Genomic DNA, 22557 nt, shown 5'->3' with positions numbered 1-22557 from the left:
GCCTTCGTGTCCCACCGTAATGCCCGGCTGACCATCCACGCAGGCGGCTGCTCGTCGAACGTGTCGACGCCGGCCGCCCGTCGCCCACGTCGCCGCAGAGATGAGCCTCTCCCGTCCCACAGCCCACAAGTGGATCCGGCGCCGGCGGTTGGAGGGCGCGAACGTGCTCATCGACCGTTCCAGCCCTCCGCGCACGACCCCGCACCGGACCGCCCCCACGACCGATGCCCGTATCTGTCGGCTGCAGCAGAACCACAAGCTCGGCCCCGCACGCCGTGGACCCGTCCTGGGCCTGCCCGCGTCCACCATGCACCGCATCCTCACCCGGCACGGCCTGAACCATCGGGCCTTTCTGGACCGGCCCACCGGCCAGCACATCCGGCGCGACGAACGCGACCGGCCTGGCGAACTGGTCCACGTCGACATCAATAAACTCGGCCAGGTCCCCGACGGCGGCGGCCACAAAACCCTGGGCCACCAGGCCGGCCGGTGTGGCTCGTATCGGCCGAGTGTCAGTACTCCTTGTTGAGGTCCGTGCCTTTGGGGGCTCGGAAGCAGCCGGAGACGACCCGGACTTGAATCATCGGCTGTCTTGTTCCTGTCGGGCCTGTAACGTGCAGCGAAGCGTGAACCGAAAACGATTCTCTCTCCGAGTCTGCTGTGAGCTCAAGATTTTTGTTGGCGCTCGAGTCGTGACCGTACGCCACGATCTTCCATTGATGCTTGGGGAGCTCTTCGCGTAGGCGCTGGAAGCCGGCCTCAAGTGCTGCAGGTGCCACCTCGTAGATGGACCACGGGTGACGCATGCGGTAGAGGTGATCGGAATCATCGTCGCACAGAGAGACCCCGGCTCCTCCCTCTGTAACTTTTCCTCCTTTGATACCGATCATGTCGAGAATCTGGCTGGACAGGCTGTTCGTCTTCTCTCTGGCCGTGTCCACAGCAAGCGTAGTGGCTTCCATGCTGGCACCACCCGTGTCATCAGCAGTCACGTCGTTCGAGCATCCCGTTATGACGAATGTGAGAGTCAGAGCCACAGCACAGAGGCTGAGCTTCTGACTTGGCGATTCGTGGCCGAGTAGATTCACTTGTCTTCCTTGACGTCACCATACTTGCCGACGACCACTGCTCCCTGGTTTTCCAAGGACACCGATCCTGTGTCCCAGTAGCCGCTGTGCCCGCTGGTGTCGACGTTCATGCGGTGCGCTCCGAACGCCTCGTCGGACGGGATCGTGGTGATTTGACCGGCTTGAATGGGGAACCCATGCCAGTACTGAACTCCCCACTTGTGTCCTCCCAGAAAGGGCCGGCCGATGTAGGGGACCAGATCGTCACCGGCGGCCTCGGACCAAACATGGTCTCTGCCCACGTCCAGGTCACTCGCATCGCTGACGAGCATGCCCGGGCTGCCGGCGACGACAAGGTCGTCGGCGGCGATCCTGTGTTCGTTGGCGGCTGCTCCGACGACGGTGGTCCCATAGCTGTGGGCGATCACCGTGGTATGGCTCGCGTCGGCGCCTCCCTGCGCCGTTTGCAGGCCGTCCAGGAAGCCGTTCAGCTTCGGTGCGGCATCGAGGGCGTAGCTCTGACGAGGTGAGTCGGTGTAAACGCTCTGTGGGGCGTCGTAACCAATCCAGGTGATTGTTGAGGTCGACTCGCCTGGGGCCTGTGCATATGTCTCACGCCACAGGTCAGTCATCCGCTTGATGTCACCCCCGGCCCTCTCGAGTTTTGCCTCCGTCCCAGGCACGTACACAGCCGTGTGGTCCGCTGTGTCCGGGTTGCCGTTGGCGACGATCGCGTGGCCGAGGCCCTTCATGTCGAAGCCGAGCAGGTAGGCCTCGGGCAGTGCGACCTCGCCGCGCGGGCCTGGTACGCCGCTTGCGTCGAAGCGGGCCTGGATGGCATCCATGCCCTTCAACTGCTCCGTGAGCCGTGTGTTCTTCCGGTTCCACTCGATCCAATCAGGGTTCGAGACGAAGCCTTTGCCGGTGGGATCGGGGATGTTCTGGGTCGGCTCGGCCCCCAGGGCGGCGAGTTGCTGCTGCACCTGGGCATGTGCCTCGGCCAGAACCAGGCGGTTGGATGAGTCCCGGACGACGGTCGGCAGGCCGTCGAGGGCGCCGACCTCGGCGGGGTAGAGGGCCGCGTACTGGTCACGCTGCTCCGCGGTCAGGGTGTTCCACCACTTCCTGTTCTCGGCGGGGGACTTACCCTGTGGAATGGCGTCCTTGTCGACATACTGGCCGACCGTCTGCCGTACAGTTTTTGTGTCCTGTGCCGCGTCCACGAGCATGTCGTCGGTCACAGTCAGGCCAGGGGGCGCCTTGAGCCTGCGTAGTGTCCTGGCATACCGGGTGTCGATCTCGGCAGCCTCCTTGACTGCCTGTGCTATGGCCTCGGCAATGTTCTCAGCCTTTCCCTTGTTCGCATCGTTCCCGGCCTCGCCCTGGCCGGGAAGGAGCAGGCCGGGAATAGGCCGACCGGGAGGAAGCTGGTCGGGAAGGGTAGGAAAGCCTGGCGTTGCTGTTCCCTTACCCGGCGTCGACGGGGCGGTCGGTGCGGTGGGGTAGGTCACCGAACCATCCGGGTTCACCGTGAACTTGAGGTTCTCCGCCTCATGCAGGGCCTCTTTCAACTTGCGCTGAGCGCCGATCAGTTCCGTCGCCAAACCGTTGAGGGTAGCGCGGACAAGACCACACTCGCCGTGGACGTACTGGTAGTTCCGGCTCAATCGCGTCAGGTCGGTCTGGGCTTTTGAAGAGGCCTCACCCTTCTGACTGGCGCGGATCGACATGGCCATCTCCTGCTCGACCCTGTTCCGCGCCGCGTCCGCCCGGTTGCTCACCTTTCCCCAACCGTCGGCTGCATTCTCGTAAGCGGAGAACTTCGCGTCGCGCAGTTGCTGCCAAGTGGGCATATGTGCTCACCGCGTCCAGGACGGCTCGTGGCCGACGCGGACGCCGCCGACCTGTGCGGCAACGGCGGGGTCGAGCTCACCGAAGTCCTTGCCCGTCCTGGCGAGCGCTCCCTCCAACCGGTCGCACTCGTCACGTACGGCGGTCAGCCGCACGTCCCACGAGGAGCGGATCTCTTCCAGCGCCGACGTACAGGCAAAGCCCTGCGTACCGCCACCGACATCCGCGTGGGCATCGGTGAGCTCGGTGAGGCCAGATTGTGTGGACAGATGCAGTTCCTTGGCGACACCAGAAGCCTTGGTCCAGGGCCCTTTCGTTGCCTTCAGGTCGACGTCCGCGCCGGTGCTTGTGGCGCCACCGGTGTCTCCGGTGATATCGGCCGGCAGCTGGTTGAGCTGCATCTGTGTTCCGTGCCGCTCCGCTGCCGTCCGTTTGAGCTGCTCCCACTCGTCCCACGCCATGCGTGGTTCCCTCCCTGCGTCCTGTCCTGTGCCAAGCTCGCTGCTGCATGTGCTGTCCGAGGTGACCCGTGATGATCACGGTCAACGTAGCGCGCCGACCTCGGGTGCCGGATCCGCCGCGGCTACCAGAAGTGTCTGAGTAGCCGTACTCAGGAGGGGCCGAGGGGCGGGCATCTCCCGTGCATGCCCGCCCCTCGGTCGGCTAGGCCACTACCTCTTGTTCGGCCGGCCTGGTCTTACCGGTCAGCCTCACTCGAAGTAGCTAGCGCCCTTCAGGTCGCCGGCGCGGTAGTCGCCGCCCGCCTGGTGGATTCGCTGGCCGATGGTGAGGAGGGCCTGGTGGATGCCGTTGGCATGGGCGTCCCACTCCTTGTGCTGCCGGGTGAAGACCTCGTAGGCCTCGCCGCCCCAGGCTTCGGCGATCTTCTGGACGTCTGCCTGGAGAGTCCGGATGTCCTCCTCCAGCTTCTTGGCGACGGCGCCGAGTTCCGTGGTGAGGGCGTCCAGGGTTCCGTACTTGACCTGGAGGTCCTGGTAATGGACGTTCGCCATGATTTCCTTGTCTGGTCGGTGGATGATTGCGGTGCGTTCGGCAGGTCAGTAGCTGCTGAGAGCCGAGGACTTGCCGCCCAGGTCCTGTACGTCGATCTGGCGCATCGAGGCGTCGATCTCGTCCTCGAGCTTCTCCTTGTCCTTGCGGTTCAGGTTGACGCCGTCGAGGACCTTCTCGAGCAGGTGTCCGATGGAGACCACGTGCTGGTTGATCTCTGTCTGCTTGGTGTTGAACGCGCCGGCGCCCAGGCCCGTCCAGCTGGTCTCGATCATGTCGATCGTGCCCTGCAGGCGGGCGAGCTGCCCCTTGATGGAGTCGTAGCGCGAGACGATCGACTGCTCGAGCTTCAGGACTTCATTACTGTCAAGCTTGCGGCCGTCGGCCATACCTGTACTCCTCTTTCGTGACGTCGTGAACCGTGGTGGTTCACCTTTTAGTGGGGTCAGTTGCTCCGCCGTTTGCGGATCGCGGCGAAGACGCCGCCGCCGATCGCTACTACGCCTGCTGCGCCCAGGGCCGCCCACAGCGTGGTGTTGTTGTCGGGAGAGCCCGCGCTTGATCCTGCCGCTGACGTGGCTCCGCCTGCAGTGTTTTTCTGGGGCTGGTCAGCGGGTTGCGTCGGCGTGGATGCGGAGGGGGACGGAGACGTGGGGGCGTCCTGCCCGTCCGATCCGTTCTCGGCTGCCAGCGGGTCGACGTTGGCAGGGCCCGGGTTGAACTTGGTGTTCTCGAGGACCAGGCGTGGGCGGATCAGGCCGTAGCCCAAGTAGTTGCTCGGCTTGTCCTTGGGCCAGCTGCGGCCGGCGGTGTCGATCAGCGAGCGCAGCACCTGATCGGCCGTCCAGTCGGGGTGGGCGGACCAGATGAGGGCGGCGGAGGCGGAGGCGATGGCGGTGGCCATGCTGGTGCCTTGGCCGTCGCAGTAGGAGCGGAAGGTGTTGTCGCACCAGTGGGGGACGTTGAGGCCGGGTGCGGCCAGGTCGACGTACCCGCCGTGTGTGGAGAACGTGCCGACCTTCCCCTTTTCGTCAGAGGCTGCGACACCTACGACGTAGGGGAAGGCGGCTGGATAGGAGACGGAGTTACTCTCGTCCCCTTCGTTACCAGTACTGGCGAACAACAACTTTCCCTTTGAGTAAGCGTACTCAACGGCTGCTTTCTCGTCGGGATAGATGTAGGGGTTGCCGATCGACATGCTGATGATCTCGGCATCGCTATCGGCTGCAGCTCTGATGGCATGCGCCGTGTCAGGCGTCTTGGCCATCTCAGCTTTGCTCACTCCGTCGATTTGCACCCGGTAAGGCACGATTTTCGCTCCCGGGGCCATGCCCTTCAGACCACCGCCACTCCCGGTGCCTGCGATCAGTTCGGCCATGCTCGTGCCATGGCCCAGGACGTCCTTCGTAGCCTGATAGGCGACGGCCTTCGGTACATCGCCCACCAGCACCTGCCCCTTCAACGAGGGAGTGTCCGGGTTCACGCCTGAGTCGATGACCGCGACCTTGATCCCCTTGCCAGTGCTCACCTTCCACATGTCGGCGGCATGCATGGCCTTGAGGTACCACTGCCTGGACTGGACGTCGTCGGCTGCCGCACTCGGGGCCAGACCCACCGACAGAACGGCAAGGGCGCCTAGCGTGGCGGAGAGGACGGAAGCCTCTCTCCTCATCCCCCGCCGCGGACCAGCCGTCCGCCGGTCCTTGGGCTTTCTCCCTGACAACATGCCTTGTTCGTCCTCGCTCTTGTGCGGTCAGTCGGTCACCACAGCGCGGCCCGAGGTGTCCTGCGGGTCCTTCTTGTCCTGCGTCTCCCGGCGGCGCCGGGACTCGGAGGGGCTTCCGCGTGTGCCGCTGCGGGGTGCTCCGACCACTCCGTCCGGGTTGCTCTCCGTCGGACTGGTCGCCCGGGTTGCTTGGCGGGCGGCCGGCTCAGATGCTCCGATAACACCTCGCTGCCCAGGCCGCTCCCCGTGCGAACGGGCACCGGTTGCGTTCTCGGCACCGACGACCGGGCTGCGCGGTACCCGAGAACCGGGGACTGCCGGGTTCGGTCCGGTGACCGGCTTTCCGCCTACGATGCCGCCCGTCCGCTGTGCGCCCCTGGCGCCGCCGCTCTCGGAGCCCCTGGGCGGAACAGCAGTCGTACCCGCGCGGCCGATCGGTGCGGCGCCCGTACGACCGCCTGTCGCGCCGACGGTCTTCTCCGTACCGCCAGTGATGCCGCGAGCCAAGGGAGCTCTGCCCGCCGCCGACGCGGGGCCACGAGCGACACCTTCTTGACCAGGGGCAGCGGCCCGGCCGATGGCCTGCGTCGTGCGCCCGGCTGCGGACCCACCGGATGTACCGCCTGGTCCTCGCTGAGAGAGTGGAGCGCGGCCACCGCCGCTCGTTCTTCCCACTCCTGAGGCACGGCCGAAGGATTCTCTGACCGCGGGCGGCATCGCCCCGGTGGGAAGGGGAGGCACGGTTCCCATGGGTCCGCCGCCTGCCGTCGTGGTGGTCGGCAGCACAGTGGGTCCATGATTCACCGTCTCCTGCGGCGGCAGCACGCCGACATTGTTGATCTCGGTACTGACGGAAGGGACTTCGACGTTGTGCGGCACAACGCCGACATCGGCGCCTTGGTGGCCAGGCAGGGATGTGTGCGGAACTGACCGCTCTCCCCCCGCGATCACCGAATGATGAACTGCTGGTTCCGACGGGGGCTCCACAGAACCGGAGAGCCGTCCCTCCCTCTTCTGTGCTGGCTCGCTCCCGTCTCCGTCCGGCTTCTTGATCGGCCTCGGCACCCCCACCTCCGGCATAGCCTCGAACGTAGGCGGTTCCTGGGCCGCCAGTACCTCCTCCGAGACCGCGTAGAAGGACGCCAGCCGGTTCATCTGGTTGATCGCCTCTTGGCGGTCTTTCTCGGCCTTGACCGCCGCCGCGTACTCCTCGTTGCTCTGGACACGCTTGGCCTCGGGGATGTCCTCGGCCTTCTTGCGGTCTGCGCGGTCGTCGCGGGGCGGCATGGAACTGCGTACGGACGCGAGGCCTGTGGCCGCGGCCTGGATCTGGGTGCCCACGACTTCGGCGAATTCGGCCAGGACGAACGTGTGGTGGACGAGTTTCGTGCCCCACTTGCGGAAACTGTCGCCCGACTCGCCGTGCCAGTCGACGCGGCCGATGTGTCCCTTGAGCTCCTCGGCGGCGGCGTGAACGGCCTTCTGCGCGTCCCACATGGCTTTGCTGGCGCTCTCCAGAACTTCCGGGTCTGCGGCCTCGACCATGTCGATCATGTCGTTGAGATCGTGGCCCTCGAAGTTCGTCCTGCTGAAGACGCCGGGGCTCCACCCCATGAGGCCGCCCATGATCCGCGACATGGTGTTGGCCTTGTCGATGACGCCGACCTGCGCAACTGCCTGGCGTTCTTCTGCCCCGTACGCAGTCGTGTCCTTGTCCTGCTCCCCCATCAGTACCCCCTCCCGCTCTGCCGGCTGTCCGACCGCTGCTGCTCGGGCTTGCCGTTCTCGGCGGCTTGTGCAGCCCTCTTCTCCCTTTCGGACTCGGCCTGCTGCTTGTTGATCAGCGTCTGGATCTCCCAGAACCGACGGCGCTGTTCCTCTTCGAGATTGTCGAAACCGATGTCCGCCGCGTGGACAGCGATCCACAGCCCCTCTATCTGCAGCGCCAGGCTCTTCGAGAGGGTGGTGAGCCGCTCGTGGACGCGCTGGTACTGCGCGTGCAGGCCCTTGGCCTCGCCGAAGCCGCGGCCACCGCTGAACGACGTCTCGGCAAGGACGTGCGCGGCTACCTTCTGCGCGCTGCCCGGTGAGTTCTCGAAGCCGGCAAGGACGCCGTCCACACGATTCTTGAAGGTCGAGAGCGCCTCCAGTCCCACCCTGAGGTCCGCTCCCCCGCTCGCGTCCGCAGGTAGCAAGATGCCTTTCCTCCCCGTTGTGTCGTGCCGTCGCGAGCGACCGTGCAGCCGAAAGCGCTCATGCCCGCAACGTTGTTCACTGTAGTCACTGGGTGTGACAGTCCCAACCGGTCTGTGAACACGGCCGTTCAGTATTGGCCAAGGCATGCACCGCGCTCCCCTGCGCAGGCCCCTACGCTTCCTCCGGGTTACGGCGGGGGCCTGACCGATGGCGCGCGTCGCGCACAACGACCGCGGCGCCACCCAGTACCGCCGCCAGGACCGCCGCTCCGACGACCACGTACGTGGCGAGCCGGGCGTTGCGTTCGTCCGCGGTTTCACCGAGGGGCAGCTTGGCTGGGACGGGGGCCTCGGCCTTGCTGAGACCGCCTTCAGGGTGGGGCGACTCGACCGGGTGGTCGTCCTCGGTGAGCGCGCGAACCGGGTCGACGGCTCCCCAGCCGACCAGGGGGTCGTGGCCGGCGATGGTGCGTTCCGCTGTCTGTTCGATCTGGGCGACGATCTGGCTCGCGGTCCAGTTCGGGTGTTTCCCCTTGATCAGCGCGGCTACGGCAGCTACGTAGGGCGCGGAGAAACTCGTGCCGTTGTCAGAGCAGTGCCCCCCTCCAGGGACCGTCGAGATGATGTCGACACCAGGGGCGGCGACGCCGACGAAGTCACCGGACTGGGAGAACGGGGCGCGTTCGTTGTTGCGGTCGGAGGAGGCGACGGCGAGCACACCTTCGTACGACGCCGGATAGGTCTTCTTGACGTTGCCGCCGAGGCCGTCGTTGCCGGCCGACGCCACAACCACGATCTGCCGGGCCAGAGCGTCGTCGACAGCCCGTTCCAGGTCGGGGTCGGGTTTGACGGCGTTCGAGGTGTCCTGGGAGATGTTGATGATGTCGGCCTGGGCCTGAACGGCGTAACGGACGGCGGTGGCAAGGGACTCGGCCGTGCCGTGGCCTTCGGCGTCGTTCTGCTTGATGGGGATGATCGTCGCTTCCGGGGCAAGGCCCACGAAACCGGTCCCCTTCATCGGACGTGCGGCAATGATGCCGGCGACCCGGGTCCCGTGGCCGACGGTGTCCGTGGTGCCGCTGTCATTGCCCCGGTCCTCGATCGGCTCACCCTTGGCGTCCTTCTTCGGCAGGAAGTTGGCACCACTCTTCACGTCCACCGCGTGGGTCAGTTGCGGATTCTTGGTGTCCACGCCGGAGTCGATCACCGCCACCCGTACACCCTTGCCCCGGGACTGGCTCCACATCTGGTCCAGCATGACCCGCTGCAGGGCCCAGGGGCGGCCAGGGTAGGTCTTGCCGGGGAAGGTGCACTGGCCGGAGAAGGCATCGTCCGCCGCGGCAGGCGGCGCGAGGACGGCGGCTGAGGCGAAAACAGTGGCGGCCGCCAGTACGGCATTCAGGATCCGCCGCGAACGAATCATGCCCGCCGGGCGCCGGCACGGGAGTGAACGTGCGTAAGGCATCGGTCCCTCGCCCCTTACGACCCTTGGGGCTGACGTGCGGCCGCCGTCGACAGGCGGGGCCCGGTGGGCAAAAACTCGGACCAGGCGACCGGAACGGGGGCCGGGTCCACGTCGGCGTACCCCAACCGTGTCTGGGCCTGCTGGGCCTCCCGCTGCAGTTGCTCACGCTCCTTGGCGGTGGTGCCGATACCGGCGTCGTTCGTGGTGCTGTCGGCGTTGGACTGCAGCACATAGCGCAGCCCGGTGTCGGTCACCAGGAAGACCGGCCCTGCCTTGGTCTCCTTGCCCTGGTACTGCCGGTAGAGCTGGCCGGATCCGGGGGTGACGTAGCCGCTGGAGGAGCCGGTGGGCAGTGTCGTCGGGAACTCGGTGCCCGCCCACGTACTCAGGGTGGTTGCGCCTGTACGGTCGTTGACGCCCCGCAGGACGTTGCAGAGGGTGCTCCGACCGCCAGCGGAGGCGTCGTTGACGGCAACCGGGTCGCCGGTCGGCCAACGGTACTCGGTCGCGAAGGCCTTGCCCGGAACGATGGCGCCGGGGCTCATCTCGCGTGCATGACCGGTCTGGCCGAGCGAGGTGAGGTCCTTGCTGAACAGCAGCAGTTGGGCGACGAACGCGGACACGGGCGCCACCCTGCCCGGCAGCACCACGTAGTACTGGTCCTGGTTGTTGTCCACGGCCTTGAGCACCATGCCGACCCTGTTGGTCGACGGGTCCAGCTGCCCGGGGGCGTGCGCGGCGGCACCCACGGCGCTGCCGACTGCGGGGAACCTGATCGAGTCGCCCCGCTGCAGGGTCGCCAGCCACTCCTTGGAGACGCGCTGCGGCTGCCGCCCCGAGCCGACGACGGCACGCAGCAGCAGCTCGTCGTTCGCGTCCACGCGATACGCCGTGCCGGTCCGGTCCACGACGTAACGGTCCTTGTCAGGGCCCTGAACGTACAGCAGTTGGCCGCCGCTCAGTCGTTCCTTGCCGTCGGTCTTCTGCATGTCGCGGGCAGCGAGGACGAACGCGGCCTTCTCAAGGGTGCTGCCCCCCGCACTCGGACGCTCACAGACCGCCCAGCGTTTTTCGGCAGCAGCCTCCTTCGCGGAGGGCAACCGGTCGGGCGCGTAAGGGATGCCGATGGTGACGCCGTGCGGGATCTTTCCGCTGTCCAGTACGGACTCGGCGACGGTGACGACCTCGCCCTTGCCGGGATTGAGCAGGAGCTTGGCCGAGGCCATGTTGAGGACCGGGTGCAACTGCGCCTTGCCGTCGGTCTTCAGCACGACGTACCGGGTGGTCGACTCGCTGGCGATGATCACCTTCTCGGCCGGAGTGTCCCAGCCCTTCGGAGCGGTCGGCTTGAACATGCCCCACGCCCCGAAGACAGCCATCACCACGACGCCCACGACGACGCTCGGGAGCACGCCGCGCAGTGGGCGCGGCGCACCCTCCTCCGAGCCGTCGGGGGACGATTGGACGAAGGCGGCGAGCATGCGGCGCTTGGCGAAGGTGTAGGCGTTGAGCTGGTCCCGCCGAGATGCCATCTGTGCGTGATTCTCCCCGTGTTGTGGCCTGTCACCGGCCGGCGGGACGACCGCCGTCTCCCACCGATGTCACACCCGACCCCTACTATGCCTGGTATCGACAAGCACTTGTGTCGTGGGTCGGCCACCTGGGCCTGCGCAGGCCTCGTGTGGTGGGGGATGCCGCAGAGTCGGGAAGAGGACGGGGGGATGGAGTGATGGCTTCCGGGGTGGGGTTCCGCGCTGACCGGTCTCGGACACAGGGCTCATCCGGTCTCCGTCCGGGCGGGCAACGGCAAACGGCTGTGCCTCTTGCGCAACGGCAGGGGTCCGGACCGGTGCACCTGAAGGCTTCACGGACGCAGGCTGGGTCATTTCGTCTGCGGCGCCTGGTTCTGCTGGAGCTCGCCGGCGCGGTGCTCCTCGTCGGGTGGGCGATCGGTCCGCTGGCGCAGGTGTTCGCGGCCGTGGTCGCAGGGGTGCTCATCGTCCTCGCCCTCGTGCGCCGCCGCGGCCGTTCGCTGCCTGAATGGCTCATGACAGCGCGGAGCTTGCGGGCTCGGCAGCGCCAGGCCTCCGTCACCCGGATACCGCCGGGGACGGAGCCCGGTCTCGCCCCCGTCATGGAGTGTGATCCCAGCCTGCGGACGTACACCCACGGCGGCCGGGACAGGCGGTCCATCGGCATGGCCGGCGACGGTACGTTCGTCACCGCCGTCCTGCAGGTGGAGGCCGACGTGACCGCGCTGCGGGCCGAGCGGAGCCGGCGGCCTCTGCCACTCGCCCTGGTGCGGGACGCCCTCGAAGTGGACGAGATCCGGTTGGAGTCGGCACAGGTCGTCGTGCATACCCAACCGGCTCCGGCGCTGCATCTGCCGCAGCAGTCCGTGGCGGTGAGCAACTACGCACCGCTGCAGGCCCAGACCGGCGCTCCGGCCGTTCGCATCACCTGGGTCGCGTTGAAACTGGACCCCGAGCTGTGCCGCGAGGCCGTGGCCGCGCGCGGAGGTGGGTTGGCGGGCGCACAGAAATGCCTCGCGCGGGTCGCCGACCATCTCGCCAGTCGACTGATCGGCGCCGGATTTCGCGCCACCATCCTCGGCGAGGAGGAGGTGATCGCCGCGCTCGCCACCTCCGCCTGCGCCAACCCCCTGGTGACGGCGGAGGCAGGACGAAGCGAGGTCCGCGAGCGGCGCACACAGGAGACCAGCCGGAACTGGCGGTGCGACAACCGCAGGCACACCACATACTGGATCAGCCGATGGCCCAGGCTCGACCGCGCCGCCGGGTCGTTGCCGCACCTGGTCGCGTCGCTCACGGCCGTACCGGCGCTCGCCACGACGTTCAGCCTCACGCTCGCACGATCGGACCGCCAAGAGGTGTCATTGCGCGGGCACCTACGGGTCACCGGTCGGAGCGACGAGGAACTCGGCAGTGGTCGACGGGCGTTGGAGGAGGTTGCCAAGCAGGCAGGCATCGGACTGGTCCGCCTCGACCACGAGCAGTTGCCCGGCTTGCTCGCCACACTGCCCCTGGGAGGTTCCCGGTGACACCGCTGAGCCGTCGTGCTGCCCGGGCGACCGGCGCTACGGACAGACCGGAGTCATCGACATCGGTGCCGCGGACGCCGCGCACCGGCTTCGGGCTCCTCGGCCCGCGGCACGGCCGGCACACACTGTCCACGGATGAGCTGGACATGCTCTCACTGCCCATCGGAGACGACGGTGTCGTCATCGGTGTCGACGCCGGGCAACAGCCCGCGGTGCTCGGACTCAATCGACCGACTCCGTACGACGTCGTGCTTGTCGGCGGCCTGTGGACCGCACAGGTCATCGCCCTGAGAGCCGCGGCGACAGGGGCGCGTGTCGCCGTGGAGACCGGTCGCGCGCAAGCATGGATGCAGATGGTGCACGCCATGGGCGGCGGTCAGAACGGGCTGGCCGTGTACGACGTCGGTCGCGTGCCGCCGCAGGGCGCCTCGGCGGGTACACCCGTACTGGTGGTGCGGGACTGCGGTATGCGACCGCCGCGCGGACGGGTTGGGTCGCGCCCCTGGCAGTCGGTGCTGACCCTGCTGCCGTACCTCAGCCCGGTTGCCCCGCGGCTCATACGTCAGGCCCGGCTTGTCGGTATCCAGCGGATCTCCCCGGACGAGGCCAGGGAGCTGGGCCGCACGATCGTCCTGCCCCAGGGCGACGTGGAGACCCTGCCCACGCTCACCGACGGCGTCACGCTGTGGTGTGCGGACCGCGACCGGCAGTACGTCATGACCCAGCCGACGGACGCCGAGATCGGATTGTTGGGTACGCCACGGCGGATGGACTGACGTCCGGCTGAAGTCCTGTCGCCACGGCACAACTGCACATATTTGAGGCCGTTCTACCCCCTCTTGCGAGCGTTTCTCTGGCGCTATCTCCCGGTTTGCTCGACTCCTGCCAAGGTGGCCCGAGGCTCGACGGGTAGATGCGGCCCGGCAGTCGACCGCGGACCGATGGGCAGGCCTGCTGAGACGGGGCCGCTGGTGATTAGGCTGGGGGGCGGGCGCGACGTCCGGTCCCGTGGACGGGGCGTCGGTGTCCCTGGGGGAAGGGCCGGTGGATCGGACGACCTCGAAGGACTTGGCACGACACGCAAGGGTCGCCCCGACACGGCGTGGGGGTGCTCGACCACACCAGGAGGAACTGTGAGCAGCGATCGGGACGGGAACGGCGGGGGCTGGGCCACGCCCGGCGACGACCAGCCCGACGCGGAGTCCGCCATCGAGACGACGGGCGAGTTCACCATCGACTACGCGCCGCCTGCCTGGTACACGCAGAACGCGTCCGCGGGGTCGGGGAGCGGGGGCTCCGGGTCGGGGCCGGGGGCCGGTGCGTCCGGTTCCGGTTCGGCGGGGGCGTCGGGAGGCGGTGCGGCCCCGGGGCCGGCGGCCGTTCCCAACGTTCCGCTGCCCGGGCTGACGCCGCCGCCGCACGCGGCCGGTGGGTCCGGGTCGTCCTTCTCTCCGCCTCCGCCGGCGCCCTACACTCCGCCGGCGTCTGCGTCTGCTCCGGCTTCGGCTCCGGCTCCGGCTCCGGGGGCTCCGTACATGCCGCCTCCGCCGCCGAGTGGCAACCCGGTGGCCGTGCCCAAGCTTCCGGTGGGGAGCGGGTTCGAGCCGCAGCGGGAGACACCGGCCCCCGCTCCGGCGCCGTCCGCCCATCCCGCGTCGCCGACCGCTGTGCCGAGCATTCCGGTTCCTGGGTTCCAGGGGCAGTGGGGTGCCTCGGTGGCTCCGGCGGTTGGTTCCGCTGAGGCTGCCGGTTCGGCTGACGCTCCTTCCGCCTCGGCCGACGCACCTGCCGCCTCTGATGGTGACGGTGCCGAGTCCGGCAGCGGGGACATCGAGAGCGGTGCCACCATGCGCTTCTCGTCGGTCGCGCTGAAGCGGCAGATCGCCGAGCACGCCGCGGCGGTTCAGGCGGAGGCGGAAGCCGAGGAAGGGGTTCAGGCCGAAGCCGAGACCGGCGACAAGACTGAGCCCGAGGCTGAGGCCGGCGACAAGGCCGATGTCGAGGCCAAGGTCGAGGAACGCGACGAGATTCGTGCGGACGTCGCCGCGGCTGATGAGAGCGTTGACGCGGCAGACGATCAGGACGGCTCCGCGGACGTCGTGGCCGAGGCCGAGGTTCCGGAGTCGTCGGTCGCGGATGCGGCGCAGGATGACTCGGGCGCGGACGCCGACGAGGGTGAGAACCAGGGCGAGGGCGAGATGTCTGCGCCCACCGACGAGTCCTCTGAGTCCGCTGAGCCCGTTGAAGAGGACTCTGCCGACGCTCAGGCGGTCGGCTCCGAGGACGCCGGCGCGTCCGGGGACGGCTCCCCCGCCGATGCCCCCGAGCAGGAGGCGCAGGCGGGGTCTGCCGATGCCGTGCCGGTCGCCGCGGCGGCCGACGAACCGCAGGACGCGCCGCCCGCCGGCTGGAACAGCCCGTCGGCTCCGCAGGCCGGAGTTCCTCCGCTGCCGCCGTCGTATCAGCCCGCCGCGCCCGCCCCGGCGACTCAGTGGCCCGTGCAGTCACAGCCGGAGCCCGCTGCCGCCGCCCAGGAGCAGCCTGCGTTCCAGCCGCAGGCACCGCAGCCCGCGCCGGCCGGTTGGGACACCTCCGCCGCGCCGCAGCCCGGCCAGCCGCACCCGCCCGCCGGTTACGGCTTCCCACAGCCCACGGCGCCCCCGCAGGCGCCAAGCGGCTACGGCTTCCCCCAGCCCGGCGCACCCACCCCGCCCGCGCCGCCCGCACAGGCTCCGCAGCCCAACGCTCCCGAGTCGCCCGCCGGTTACGGCTTCCCGCAGCCCACCGCGACCCCGCAGGCACCGAGCGGCTACGGCTTCCCGCAGCCGGGCGCACCCACCCCGCCAGCGCCGGCCCCGCAGCCCAACGCCCCGCAGCCGCCCGCCGGTTACGGCTTCCCCCAGCCCACCGCCACCCCTGCGGCACCCCCGCAGCCCAACACCCCCGAACCGCCCGCCGGTTACGGCTTCCCGCACCCCGGTGCGCAGCCGGAGCAGTCCGCTGCTCCCAACCCCCCTGCGCAGCCCAGCGGTTACGGCTTCCCCCAGCCGCCGGCCCACCCGGGCCAGCCGGGTCACCCGGGCCAGCCCAGTCAGCCCGGCCAGCCCGGTCAGCCCGGTCAGCCCGGTCAGCCCGGTCAGGCGTACCCCGGTGCGCCGCAGGCACCCGTGCCGGACGCCGCGCAGGCTCCGCAGGCGGCCCCGCAGCCCCCGGTCGATCCTCGGCTCGGTGCCGCCTGGCCGCAGCCCATGCAGCATGACCAGCGCCAGCGCACCCATCCCGGTGCGCCGCTCGGTTACACCGCCGCCGTGGAGCTGTCCTCCGACCGGCTGCTCAACACCAAGAAGCAGAAGGCGAAGAGCAGCCGCCCGGTCAGCGGTGGTTCGCGGTTCAAGCTGGGCGGCAAGAAGGAGGAGGCCGAGCGGCAGCGCAAGCTCGACCTCATCCGCACGCCCGTGCTGTCCTGCTACCGGATCGCGGTCATCAGCCTCAAGGGCGGCGTGGGCAAGACGACCACCACCACCGCGCTGGGCTCGACCCTCGCCACCGAGCGGCAGGACAAGATCCTCGCCATCGACGCCAACCCGGACGCGGGCACCCTCGGGCGCCGGGTGCGCCGGGAGACCGGGGCCACCATCCGTGACCTCGTCCAGGCGATCCCGCACCTCAACTCCTACATGGACATCCGGCGGTTCACCTCGCAGGCGCCGTCCGGCCTGGAGATCATCGCCAACGACGTCGACCCGGCCGTCTCGACCACGTTCAACGACGAGGACTACCGGCGCGCCATCGACGTGCTCGGCAAGCAGTACCCGATCATCCTCACGGACTCCGGTACCGGCCTGCTCTACAGTGCGATGCGCGGCGTGCTCGACCTCGCCGATCAGCTGATCATCATCTCGACGCCGTCCGTGGACGGTGCGAGCAGCGCCAGCACGACGCTCGACTGGCTGTCCGCACACGGGTACGCCGACTTGGTCGCCCGGTCCATCACCGTCATCTCCGGGGTCCGCGAGACCGGCAAGATGATCAAGGTCGAGGACATCGTGTCGCACTTCGAGACCCGCTGCCGCGGGGTGATCGTGGTGCCGTTCGACGAGCATCTGTCCGCCGGTGCCGAGGTCGACCTCGACATGATGCGGCCCAAGGTGCGGGAGGCGTACTTCAACCTCGCGGCGATGATCGCCGAGGACTTCGTCCGTCACCAGCAGTCGCACGGCCTGTGGACCAGCGACGGCAACCCGCCGCCGGTGGCCGCCCCGCCCCTCCCGGGCCAGTCCGCCCCCGGCCAGCCGATGCCCGGACAGCCGATGCCCGGACAACCGATGCCCGGACAGCCGATGCCCGGACAGCACTTCCCGGGCCAGCCGACTCCCGGCCAGCCCTACCCGGGCCAGCCGTATCCGGACCAGTCGTACCCGGGCCAGCCGGCTCCCGAGCAGCCCTACCCGGGCACGCAGGCGCCCGACCAGCCGTACCCCGGCCCTCCGCCGGTCGCGGGCCAGCCCTTCCCCGGTCAGCCCTACCCCGGCCAGTCGGTGCCCGGGCAGCCCGCCACCGGACAGCCCGCGCCGGCCCAGCCGATCCCCGGTCAGCCGGGCCAGCCCGGTCAGCCGTACCCGCAGGCCGCCGCACCCCAGCCCGGTCAGCCCTTCTCCCCGGCCGCCGCCCAGCCCGGACAGCCGTACCCCCAGGCCGCCGCCCAGCCCGGACAGCCCTACCCGCAGGCCGCCGCCCAGCCGGGACAGCCGTATCCCCAGGCCGCTCCCCCGCCGGGACAGCCGTACCCCCAGCACGGACAGCCGGCGGTGCCCGCCCAGCAGCCCGATCCGCAGGCGGCCCAGCCGGGGCAGCCGGGCCAGCCCGACCCGCAGCCCTACCCGCCCGCCGGCTACGGCTACCCGCAGCCCCCCGCGTACCAGCAGGGACGGCCGGGGCAGCCCGGACAGCCCCCGGCCCCGCCCCAGCAGTAGCCACAGCACACGCGGCAGCCACAGTCGCAGTCGCAGTCGCAGTCGCAGTCGCAGTCGCAGCTCCAACTGGAGCCGCAGGCCATACGAAAGGGCGGCCGGTGCCCTCAGGCACCGGCCGCCCTTCGGCGTCGTAAGGGGTTGGGTCAGCGCGGCGGCTGCGACCCCGCCACCAGTTCCCGGCAGCGCTTCACGTCCTGCGACATCTGCTCCAGCAGCGCGTCCAGCGTGTCGAACTTCGCCTGCCCGCGCACGAAGGCCAGGAAGTCGACGGCCACGTGCAGGCCGTACAGGTCCAGCCCGACGCGGTCGATGGCGTACGCCTCCACCGTGCGCTCGGTGCCGTCGAACTGCGGGTTGGTGCCCACGGAGATCGCGGCCGGCATCGCCTCGCCGTTCGCGTGCAGCCAGCCGGCGTAGACGCCGTCGGCCGGGATCGCGGTGTGCGGGAGGGTCTCGACGTTGGCCGTGGGAAAGCCGAGTTCGCGGCCGCGCTGGGCTCCGCGCACGACCACGCCCTCCACGCGGTGCGGGCGGCCGAGGATCTCGGCGGCGCCGACCAGGTCTCCCTCGGCGACCAGGCGCCGGGTCAGCGTGGAGGAGAACGGCTGCCCGCCGCCCGCCTCGCCGGACACGTACAGGTCGACGACCTCGACCTCGAAGTCGTACACCTTGCCCTGTTCGGTGAGGAACTCCACGTTGCCCGCGGCCTTGTGGCCGAAGCGGAAGTTGGGGCCCTCGACGACCGCCTTCGCGTGCAGTTTGTCGACCAGGACCTTGACGACGAAGTCGGCGGGCGAGAGCTTCGAGAACTCCGTCGTGAAGGGCAGGATCAGCACCGCGTCCACGCCCAGGCCCGCCATCAGCTCGGCGCGGCGGTGGTGCGGGGCGAGCAGCGGCGGGTGGCTGCCGGGGCGGACGACCTCGCTGGGGTGCGGGTCGAAGGTGACGACGACGACGGGGACGCCCAGCTCACGGGCGCGGTCCACGGCGTGCTGGATGATCAGCTGATGACCCCGGTGCACCCCGTCGTAGGAGCCGATGGTGACGACGCTGCGCCCCCAGTCCTGGGGGATGTCCTCCAAGCCACGCCAGCGCTGCACTGTGACCGCTCCTCGAACCCGTGTCCGTGTCTACGTTCTTACGCAGGTCTAAGGGTGCCATGCCGCGCCCGCCCTGCCTGCATCGGCATCGTCGCTGTGACCGGGTGCACGCCGTCGGGGCCGGTCCGGGACCCTTTCCGGGCGGCGAGTCGGGGCGTGTTCATACGGGACGGCCATGCGGGACGGTCATGCGGGACGGTCATGCGGGACGTCACGCGGGGACCCGGACGCCGGACAGTTGCTCGATCGTGCGCCGGGCGCTGGGGCCGACGAGCGCCGCCCAGTCGGCCGGGGCGGCGGTGAACCAGCCGGTCAGGCGGGTGGCGAAGCCGGGAACGTGGCGGGCCAGGTCGACCAGGGCCCGGTCGTAGCGGGCGGCGCCCTCGGGGGTGCGGACGAGGAGGAGGCCGACGCGCTGGACCAGGGCGCGCTGTTCGTCGCCGGCGGTCGCGGGGACGGCCGCGTGCAGCAGCGTGTCGAGCACGGCCGGGTCTCGTTCCTGGGCCAGCACGACGTCACGCAGGTCACGGCGCAGCGCCGCGGAGGCGGGAGTGCCGGGGTCGGCGAGGACGGTGGCGAGGGCCGTGCGCACGCGGTCGGGGCCGTCCCGTAGCAGGCCGCTGAGCAGCGGGAACAGCACCGGGCGGGCGTCGCCGCCCCGGTCCAGGCGGCGGGCCGCGTATCCGGCCAGGCGCTCCGCCAGCACCTCGGGCCGCCGCTGCATCGCCTCCCGCAGGACGTCGGCGACGCGGCGGGCCAGGGCCTGCGGCGCGGCGTCGGCGAGTGCGGCCAGGGTCCGTCCCGCGTCCTGCGGGTCGGCCGTGAGCAGCCGGGTGCGGAAGGCTTCCAGGACGTCTTCGGGATGGGTCGGCAGGGCGGAGGCGAGGGCGGCCGGTGGCAACTGCCGGTCGCCGGCGGTGAAGTGGCGCACGGCGTGCGGCAGGTGGCGGGCGCGGGTGTGGGGGTCGCGGACGAGGAGGGCGAGCGCGCCACCGTGCAGGGCGGGGTCGGCGAGCAGGGTGAGGGCGGCGTAGCACAGCAGTGTGCGGTCGGCGTCGGTGTGTACGTGGGGGGCGGCCCGCAGTCCGTGTGTCATGGCTGCCGCCCGGCGGGCGGGCCGGTCGTCGTGGGCCCAGCGGTCGACGGCCCGGCACAGCGCGGACGGCTCCTCCTCGGCAAGGACGCCGAGGAGTTCGTCGGCGCGGGGGTGGGCCGCGTCCACGAGGGCCTCGGTGAGGTCGTCGAGGGCATGGTGCCGGTGAGTGTGCAGCAGCGCCTGGGCGGCCGTCGCGACGGTGGCGTGCGGGGTCGCGGGCAGCGGTCGCCCGTCGTCGAACCAGCGCACCAGGTGCCGTTGTACGGCGGTGGGGTCGGCGGCGAGCAGTTCCGCGACCGTGTCCAGGAACCGCGGTGTCCCGGCGTCCTGCGGGGCGGGGTCGGCGAGGACGAGCCGGCGCAGCAGGTCGAGGAGGCCGGGCGGGTCCAGTGCGAGGGACGTCCAGAAGGCCGGCCCGAACCAGGTCGGTGCGAGGCGCCGCTCGGCGATGCGGTCGGCGAGGCCGCGCAGCACGGCGAGGTGACGGGTGCCGTCCGGCACGCGCGGCAGGGTGTCGGCGAGCAGGTGGGCGGCCCACCAGGACTGCGGGTCGGCGTCCAGCGCGTCGAGCAGCCCGGACAGGCGTGCGGCGAGGGCGTGCGGGCCCTGCTGGCGCTCCAGCAGGAGCAGTGCCTGTACGACCGGGCCGATGCGGTGGTGCGGGACGGGCGGGGGGCCGTCTTCGCAGCCGACGGGCAGGGGGCGGTCGTCGTCACTGCCGACGGGCAGGCGGTCGTCGTCGCTGCCGTGGACGAGGGCGCGCAGGGCCGCGTCGAGGTCGAGGTGGATGCCCTGGACGTAGTCGGCGACCTCCTCGTGGGCGAAGCGGTAGCCGTCGCCGGCCGGGACGAAAACGCCCTCGGCGAGCACGGCCGAGGCCCAGCCGGTGCCGCCGCCGAGTGCGGCCGGGGCCTGTCCCCAGGGGAAGAGGGTCTCGAACGAGTCCCGGTCCAGTACGCTCTGGCCCGGGCCGAGGCTGCGCCGGGCCGCCTCGTGGATCTGACCGGCGACCTTCGCGGCGAGCCGCCGCACGGCCGTGCCGCGCAGCCCGCGCCCGGCGGCGAGCCGGACGGCGATGCGCAGGCACATCAGGTCCAGGTGGGCGGCGAGGACATCGTGCCGGTCGACGCGGACGGCGGACAGCGGCTCGCAGGGGCCCGCGCCCACGTCAGGAGGCGAGGGCGACGAAGCAGACGGCGGCCCGGAACATCCCGCGCCCATGGCGGCCGACGCAGACGACGAAGCAGACGGCGGCCCGGAGCATCCCGCGCCCATGGCGGCCGACGCAGACGACGAAGCAGACGGCGGCCCGGGGCATCCCGCGCCCATGGCGGCCGGCGCAGACGGCGAAGGGGACGGCGGGTCGGAGGGGCCCGCGCCCACGCCGGGTGACGGCGACGGCGAAGCAGAGGGCAGGTCGGGCAAAGCCGCGCGGACCTCTCCGAGCAGCCGCAGGGTGAGGGGGTGGCGGGCGTCGGCGCCGGTGAGGGTGGTGTCGGGGATGCCGTGCCGTGCGCGGGCGAGGCGGGCCTCCTCGTCGCTGAGGCCGTCGAGGCGTACGCAGGGCGGCAGCCCGAGCGCCGGACGTCCGTGCAGCAGCCGGGGCGGGAAGCGCACCCCGGCCTCTTCCCAGTGCTCCGCCCGGCAGGCCACCACCAGCCGGGCCCCGGTCCGCGCCAGCCACGCCGCCGTCCCCGCGGTCCACTCTCCAAGGCGGTGCGCGAGGCCGGGCGGCATCTCCTCGGGGCCGTCCAGCAGCAGGAGCAGTGGGCGGCCGGCGTCCCGGGCGAGGCGGGCCACCCGGTCGGGGTCGAGGCCCCCCAGGGCCTGGGTGGCGCGTGAGGCGGCGACGATGCGCGCCGCGCGGGCGAGGGCGCGGCCGGCCGCGTCGGCGACGGAGGTGTCGTCGCCGGCGAGGTCGGCGCCGCGCAGACACAGGGTGGGTGCGGGGTCGGGGCCGTGGTGGCGGCGCTCCGCGAGGGCGGCCAGTTCCGTCGTACGGCCGCTGCCGGGGGCCCCGACAAGGGCGAGGACGGCGGCCGGGCCGGTCGTGAAGGCGGCGAACTCCCGTGCCGGAAGGGCGCGTTCGACCGGTCGCGGCTCGAGCGGGGGCGGGCCGTCGGAGCCCGCGGAGGTGGCGGTGAGTTCCAGGACGGCGGCGAGGTTGAGGTCGGCTCCGTAGGCGGGGACGGTGGCCGCGTTGCGGGCGAGCAGCTCGGCGAGCGGGCCGGGCGGGGCGGGCCGCAGGGGCACGGCGAACCCGCAGTCGCGGTGGCCGGCGCGCAGCGCGGTCCCGACGACGCCGACGACGGCGCCGGTGGTGGCGTCGAGCACGGGGGCGCCGGCGGCCCCGCCGCCCAGCCGGAGGGCGTCCCGGCCGGAGGTGCCGATCGCCAGTTCCAGCGCGTCGAGGAGGTGGAAGCGGTCGGTGGCGGTGTACGTCACGCTCGTCGTGCCGAGGAGGCGGGCCTCGCGCCAGCGGCCGGCGGGGAGGCGGACATAGGCGCCGGTGTCGGCGCGGTCCCGGGCCGTGAGCGGGAGCGGGCCGGCGCCGAGGCCGTCGGTGCGGACGAGGGCGAGGCCGCGCTCGGGCAGCGGGGTGACGGCGTCGGCGGTGACGACGCAGCCGCGGTCGTCCGTGCCGTGGAGCGCGAGGCGGGCCAGGCCGTCGACGGTCTCGTGACTGGTGACGACGGTGCCGTGGTGGTCGGCGGCGAAGCCGAGGCCGCGGAGGCGCCCGGCCAGGTCGTGGATGCGGACGAGGGCCGCGTCGGGACCGGCCGGGGAGGGGGTGTCATGCGGGTGCCGGGAGGACGGGGTGTCGTGCGGGTGCCGGGAGCGGTCCCGCAGGCTCCGTCCCGCCATCGTCGTACCTCCCGCCCTGCGCCTCTTGCCTCGACGGTAGGCGCGGGGTGATCGGCGGGACAGACGGCGTGGGGAACGCGCCCCCCTGCGCTCCCTTGGTTCACTCCGAGCGCCTGCCGGACGGGTGAATGGAGCGGGGGTGCTGTG

15 protein-coding genes and 1 pseudogene are annotated in these 22557 nt (G+C 70.7%); 4 read left to right on the top strand and 12 right to left on the bottom strand.

The genetic code is table 11. The features are described 5' to 3' along the window. Positions 1–6: 6 nt before the first annotated feature. A pseudogene (locus tag AC0B9F_RS30960) lies at positions 7–481 on the top strand (leucine zipper domain-containing protein); the annotation flags it as partial. Between the two features lie 31 nt (positions 482–512). Here the strand turns inward: AC0B9F_RS30960 and AC0B9F_RS30955 are convergent. From AC0B9F_RS30955 to eccB, 10 genes are all read right to left on the bottom strand, one after another. Then, a complete protein-coding gene (locus tag AC0B9F_RS30955) occupies positions 513–992 on the bottom strand; it encodes a hypothetical protein (RefSeq protein ID WP_472008091.1) in 480 nt (159 codons plus the stop codon). A gap of 92 nt (positions 993–1084) precedes the next feature. Then, positions 1085–2920, bottom strand: a complete 1836-nt coding sequence (locus tag AC0B9F_RS30950) for an alpha/beta hydrolase (RefSeq protein WP_472008090.1) — start codon at positions 2918–2920, stop codon at positions 1085–1087. 6 nt (positions 2921–2926) lie between these two features. Beyond that, positions 2927–3379, bottom strand: coding sequence for an amino acid ABC transporter permease (locus tag AC0B9F_RS30945; protein WP_472008088.1), 453 nt, complete (start codon positions 3377–3379; stop codon positions 2927–2929). Positions 3380–3628: 249 nt separating this feature from the next. Continuing rightward, on the bottom strand, positions 3629–3931 hold the full coding sequence (locus tag AC0B9F_RS30940; protein WP_472008086.1) for a WXG100 family type VII secretion target: 303 nt from the start codon (positions 3929–3931) through the stop codon (positions 3629–3631). Between the two features lie 45 nt (positions 3932–3976). After that, positions 3977–4318 carry a WXG100 family type VII secretion target gene (locus tag AC0B9F_RS30935; protein ID WP_472008084.1) on the bottom strand — a complete coding sequence of 114 codons (342 nt, stop codon included), beginning with the start codon at positions 4316–4318 and terminating at the stop codon, positions 3977–3979. Between the two features lie 56 nt (positions 4319–4374). Continuing rightward, on the bottom strand, positions 4375–5601 hold the full coding sequence (locus AC0B9F_RS30930; RefSeq protein WP_472008083.1) for a S8 family serine peptidase: 1227 nt from the start codon (positions 5599–5601) through the stop codon (positions 4375–4377). An 81-nt stretch (positions 5602–5682) separates the two neighbouring features. Then, the gene (locus AC0B9F_RS30925) at positions 5683–7383 is read right to left on the bottom strand and encodes a hypothetical protein (protein ID WP_472008081.1); all 1701 of its coding nucleotides are present in this window, start codon (positions 7381–7383) and stop codon (positions 5683–5685) included. Then, complete coding sequence (locus AC0B9F_RS30920; RefSeq protein ID WP_472008080.1) at positions 7383–7811, bottom strand: hypothetical protein; 429 nt, start codon at positions 7809–7811, stop codon at positions 7383–7385. The genes AC0B9F_RS30925 and AC0B9F_RS30920 overlap by 1 nt, the downstream gene beginning before the upstream one ends. Before the next feature lie 211 nt (positions 7812–8022). Beyond that, positions 8023–9273, bottom strand: a complete 1251-nt coding sequence (gene mycP, locus AC0B9F_RS30915; protein WP_472008078.1) for a type VII secretion-associated serine protease mycosin — start codon at positions 9271–9273, stop codon at positions 8023–8025. A 56-nt stretch (positions 9274–9329) separates the two neighbouring features. After that, complete coding sequence (gene eccB, locus AC0B9F_RS30910) at positions 9330–10847, bottom strand: type VII secretion protein EccB (protein WP_472008077.1); 1518 nt, start codon at positions 10845–10847, stop codon at positions 9330–9332. Positions 10848–11044: 197 nt separating this feature from the next. Between eccB and eccE the strand changes: the two genes are divergently transcribed. The 3 genes from eccE to AC0B9F_RS30895 all read left to right on the top strand — a co-directional run bounded on the left by eccE (position 11045) and on the right by AC0B9F_RS30895 (position 17349). Then, positions 11045–12376: a type VII secretion protein EccE gene (gene eccE / locus AC0B9F_RS30905; protein ID WP_472008075.1), complete on the top strand. Its 1332-nt coding sequence runs from the start codon at positions 11045–11047 to the stop codon at positions 12374–12376. 65 nt (positions 12377–12441) lie between these two features. Next, positions 12442–13152 carry a hypothetical protein gene (locus tag AC0B9F_RS30900; RefSeq protein WP_472008073.1) on the top strand — a complete coding sequence of 237 codons (711 nt, stop codon included), beginning with the start codon at positions 12442–12444 and terminating at the stop codon, positions 13150–13152. A 357-nt stretch (positions 13153–13509) separates the two neighbouring features. Further along, complete coding sequence (locus AC0B9F_RS30895; protein ID WP_472008071.1) at positions 13510–17349, top strand: SCO5717 family growth-regulating ATPase; 3840 nt, start codon at positions 13510–13512, stop codon at positions 17347–17349. A 143-nt stretch (positions 17350–17492) separates the two neighbouring features. Here the strand turns inward: AC0B9F_RS30895 and AC0B9F_RS30890 are convergent, their stop codons facing one another. Both AC0B9F_RS30890 and AC0B9F_RS30885 read right to left on the bottom strand, forming a co-directional pair. Continuing rightward, positions 17493–18449, bottom strand: a complete 957-nt coding sequence (locus AC0B9F_RS30890) for a bifunctional riboflavin kinase/FAD synthetase (protein ID WP_472008069.1) — start codon at positions 18447–18449, stop codon at positions 17493–17495. 211 nt (positions 18450–18660) lie between these two features. Beyond that, the gene (locus tag AC0B9F_RS30885; protein WP_472008068.1) at positions 18661–22410 is read right to left on the bottom strand and encodes a trypsin-like peptidase domain-containing protein; all 3750 of its coding nucleotides are present in this window, start codon (positions 22408–22410) and stop codon (positions 18661–18663) included. Between the last annotated feature and the right edge of the window lie 147 nt (positions 22411–22557).

It is taken from the genome of Streptomyces sp. NPDC097129, from assembly GCF_055668065.1.
This window is presented reverse-complemented; position numbering and strand designations above follow the sequence as displayed.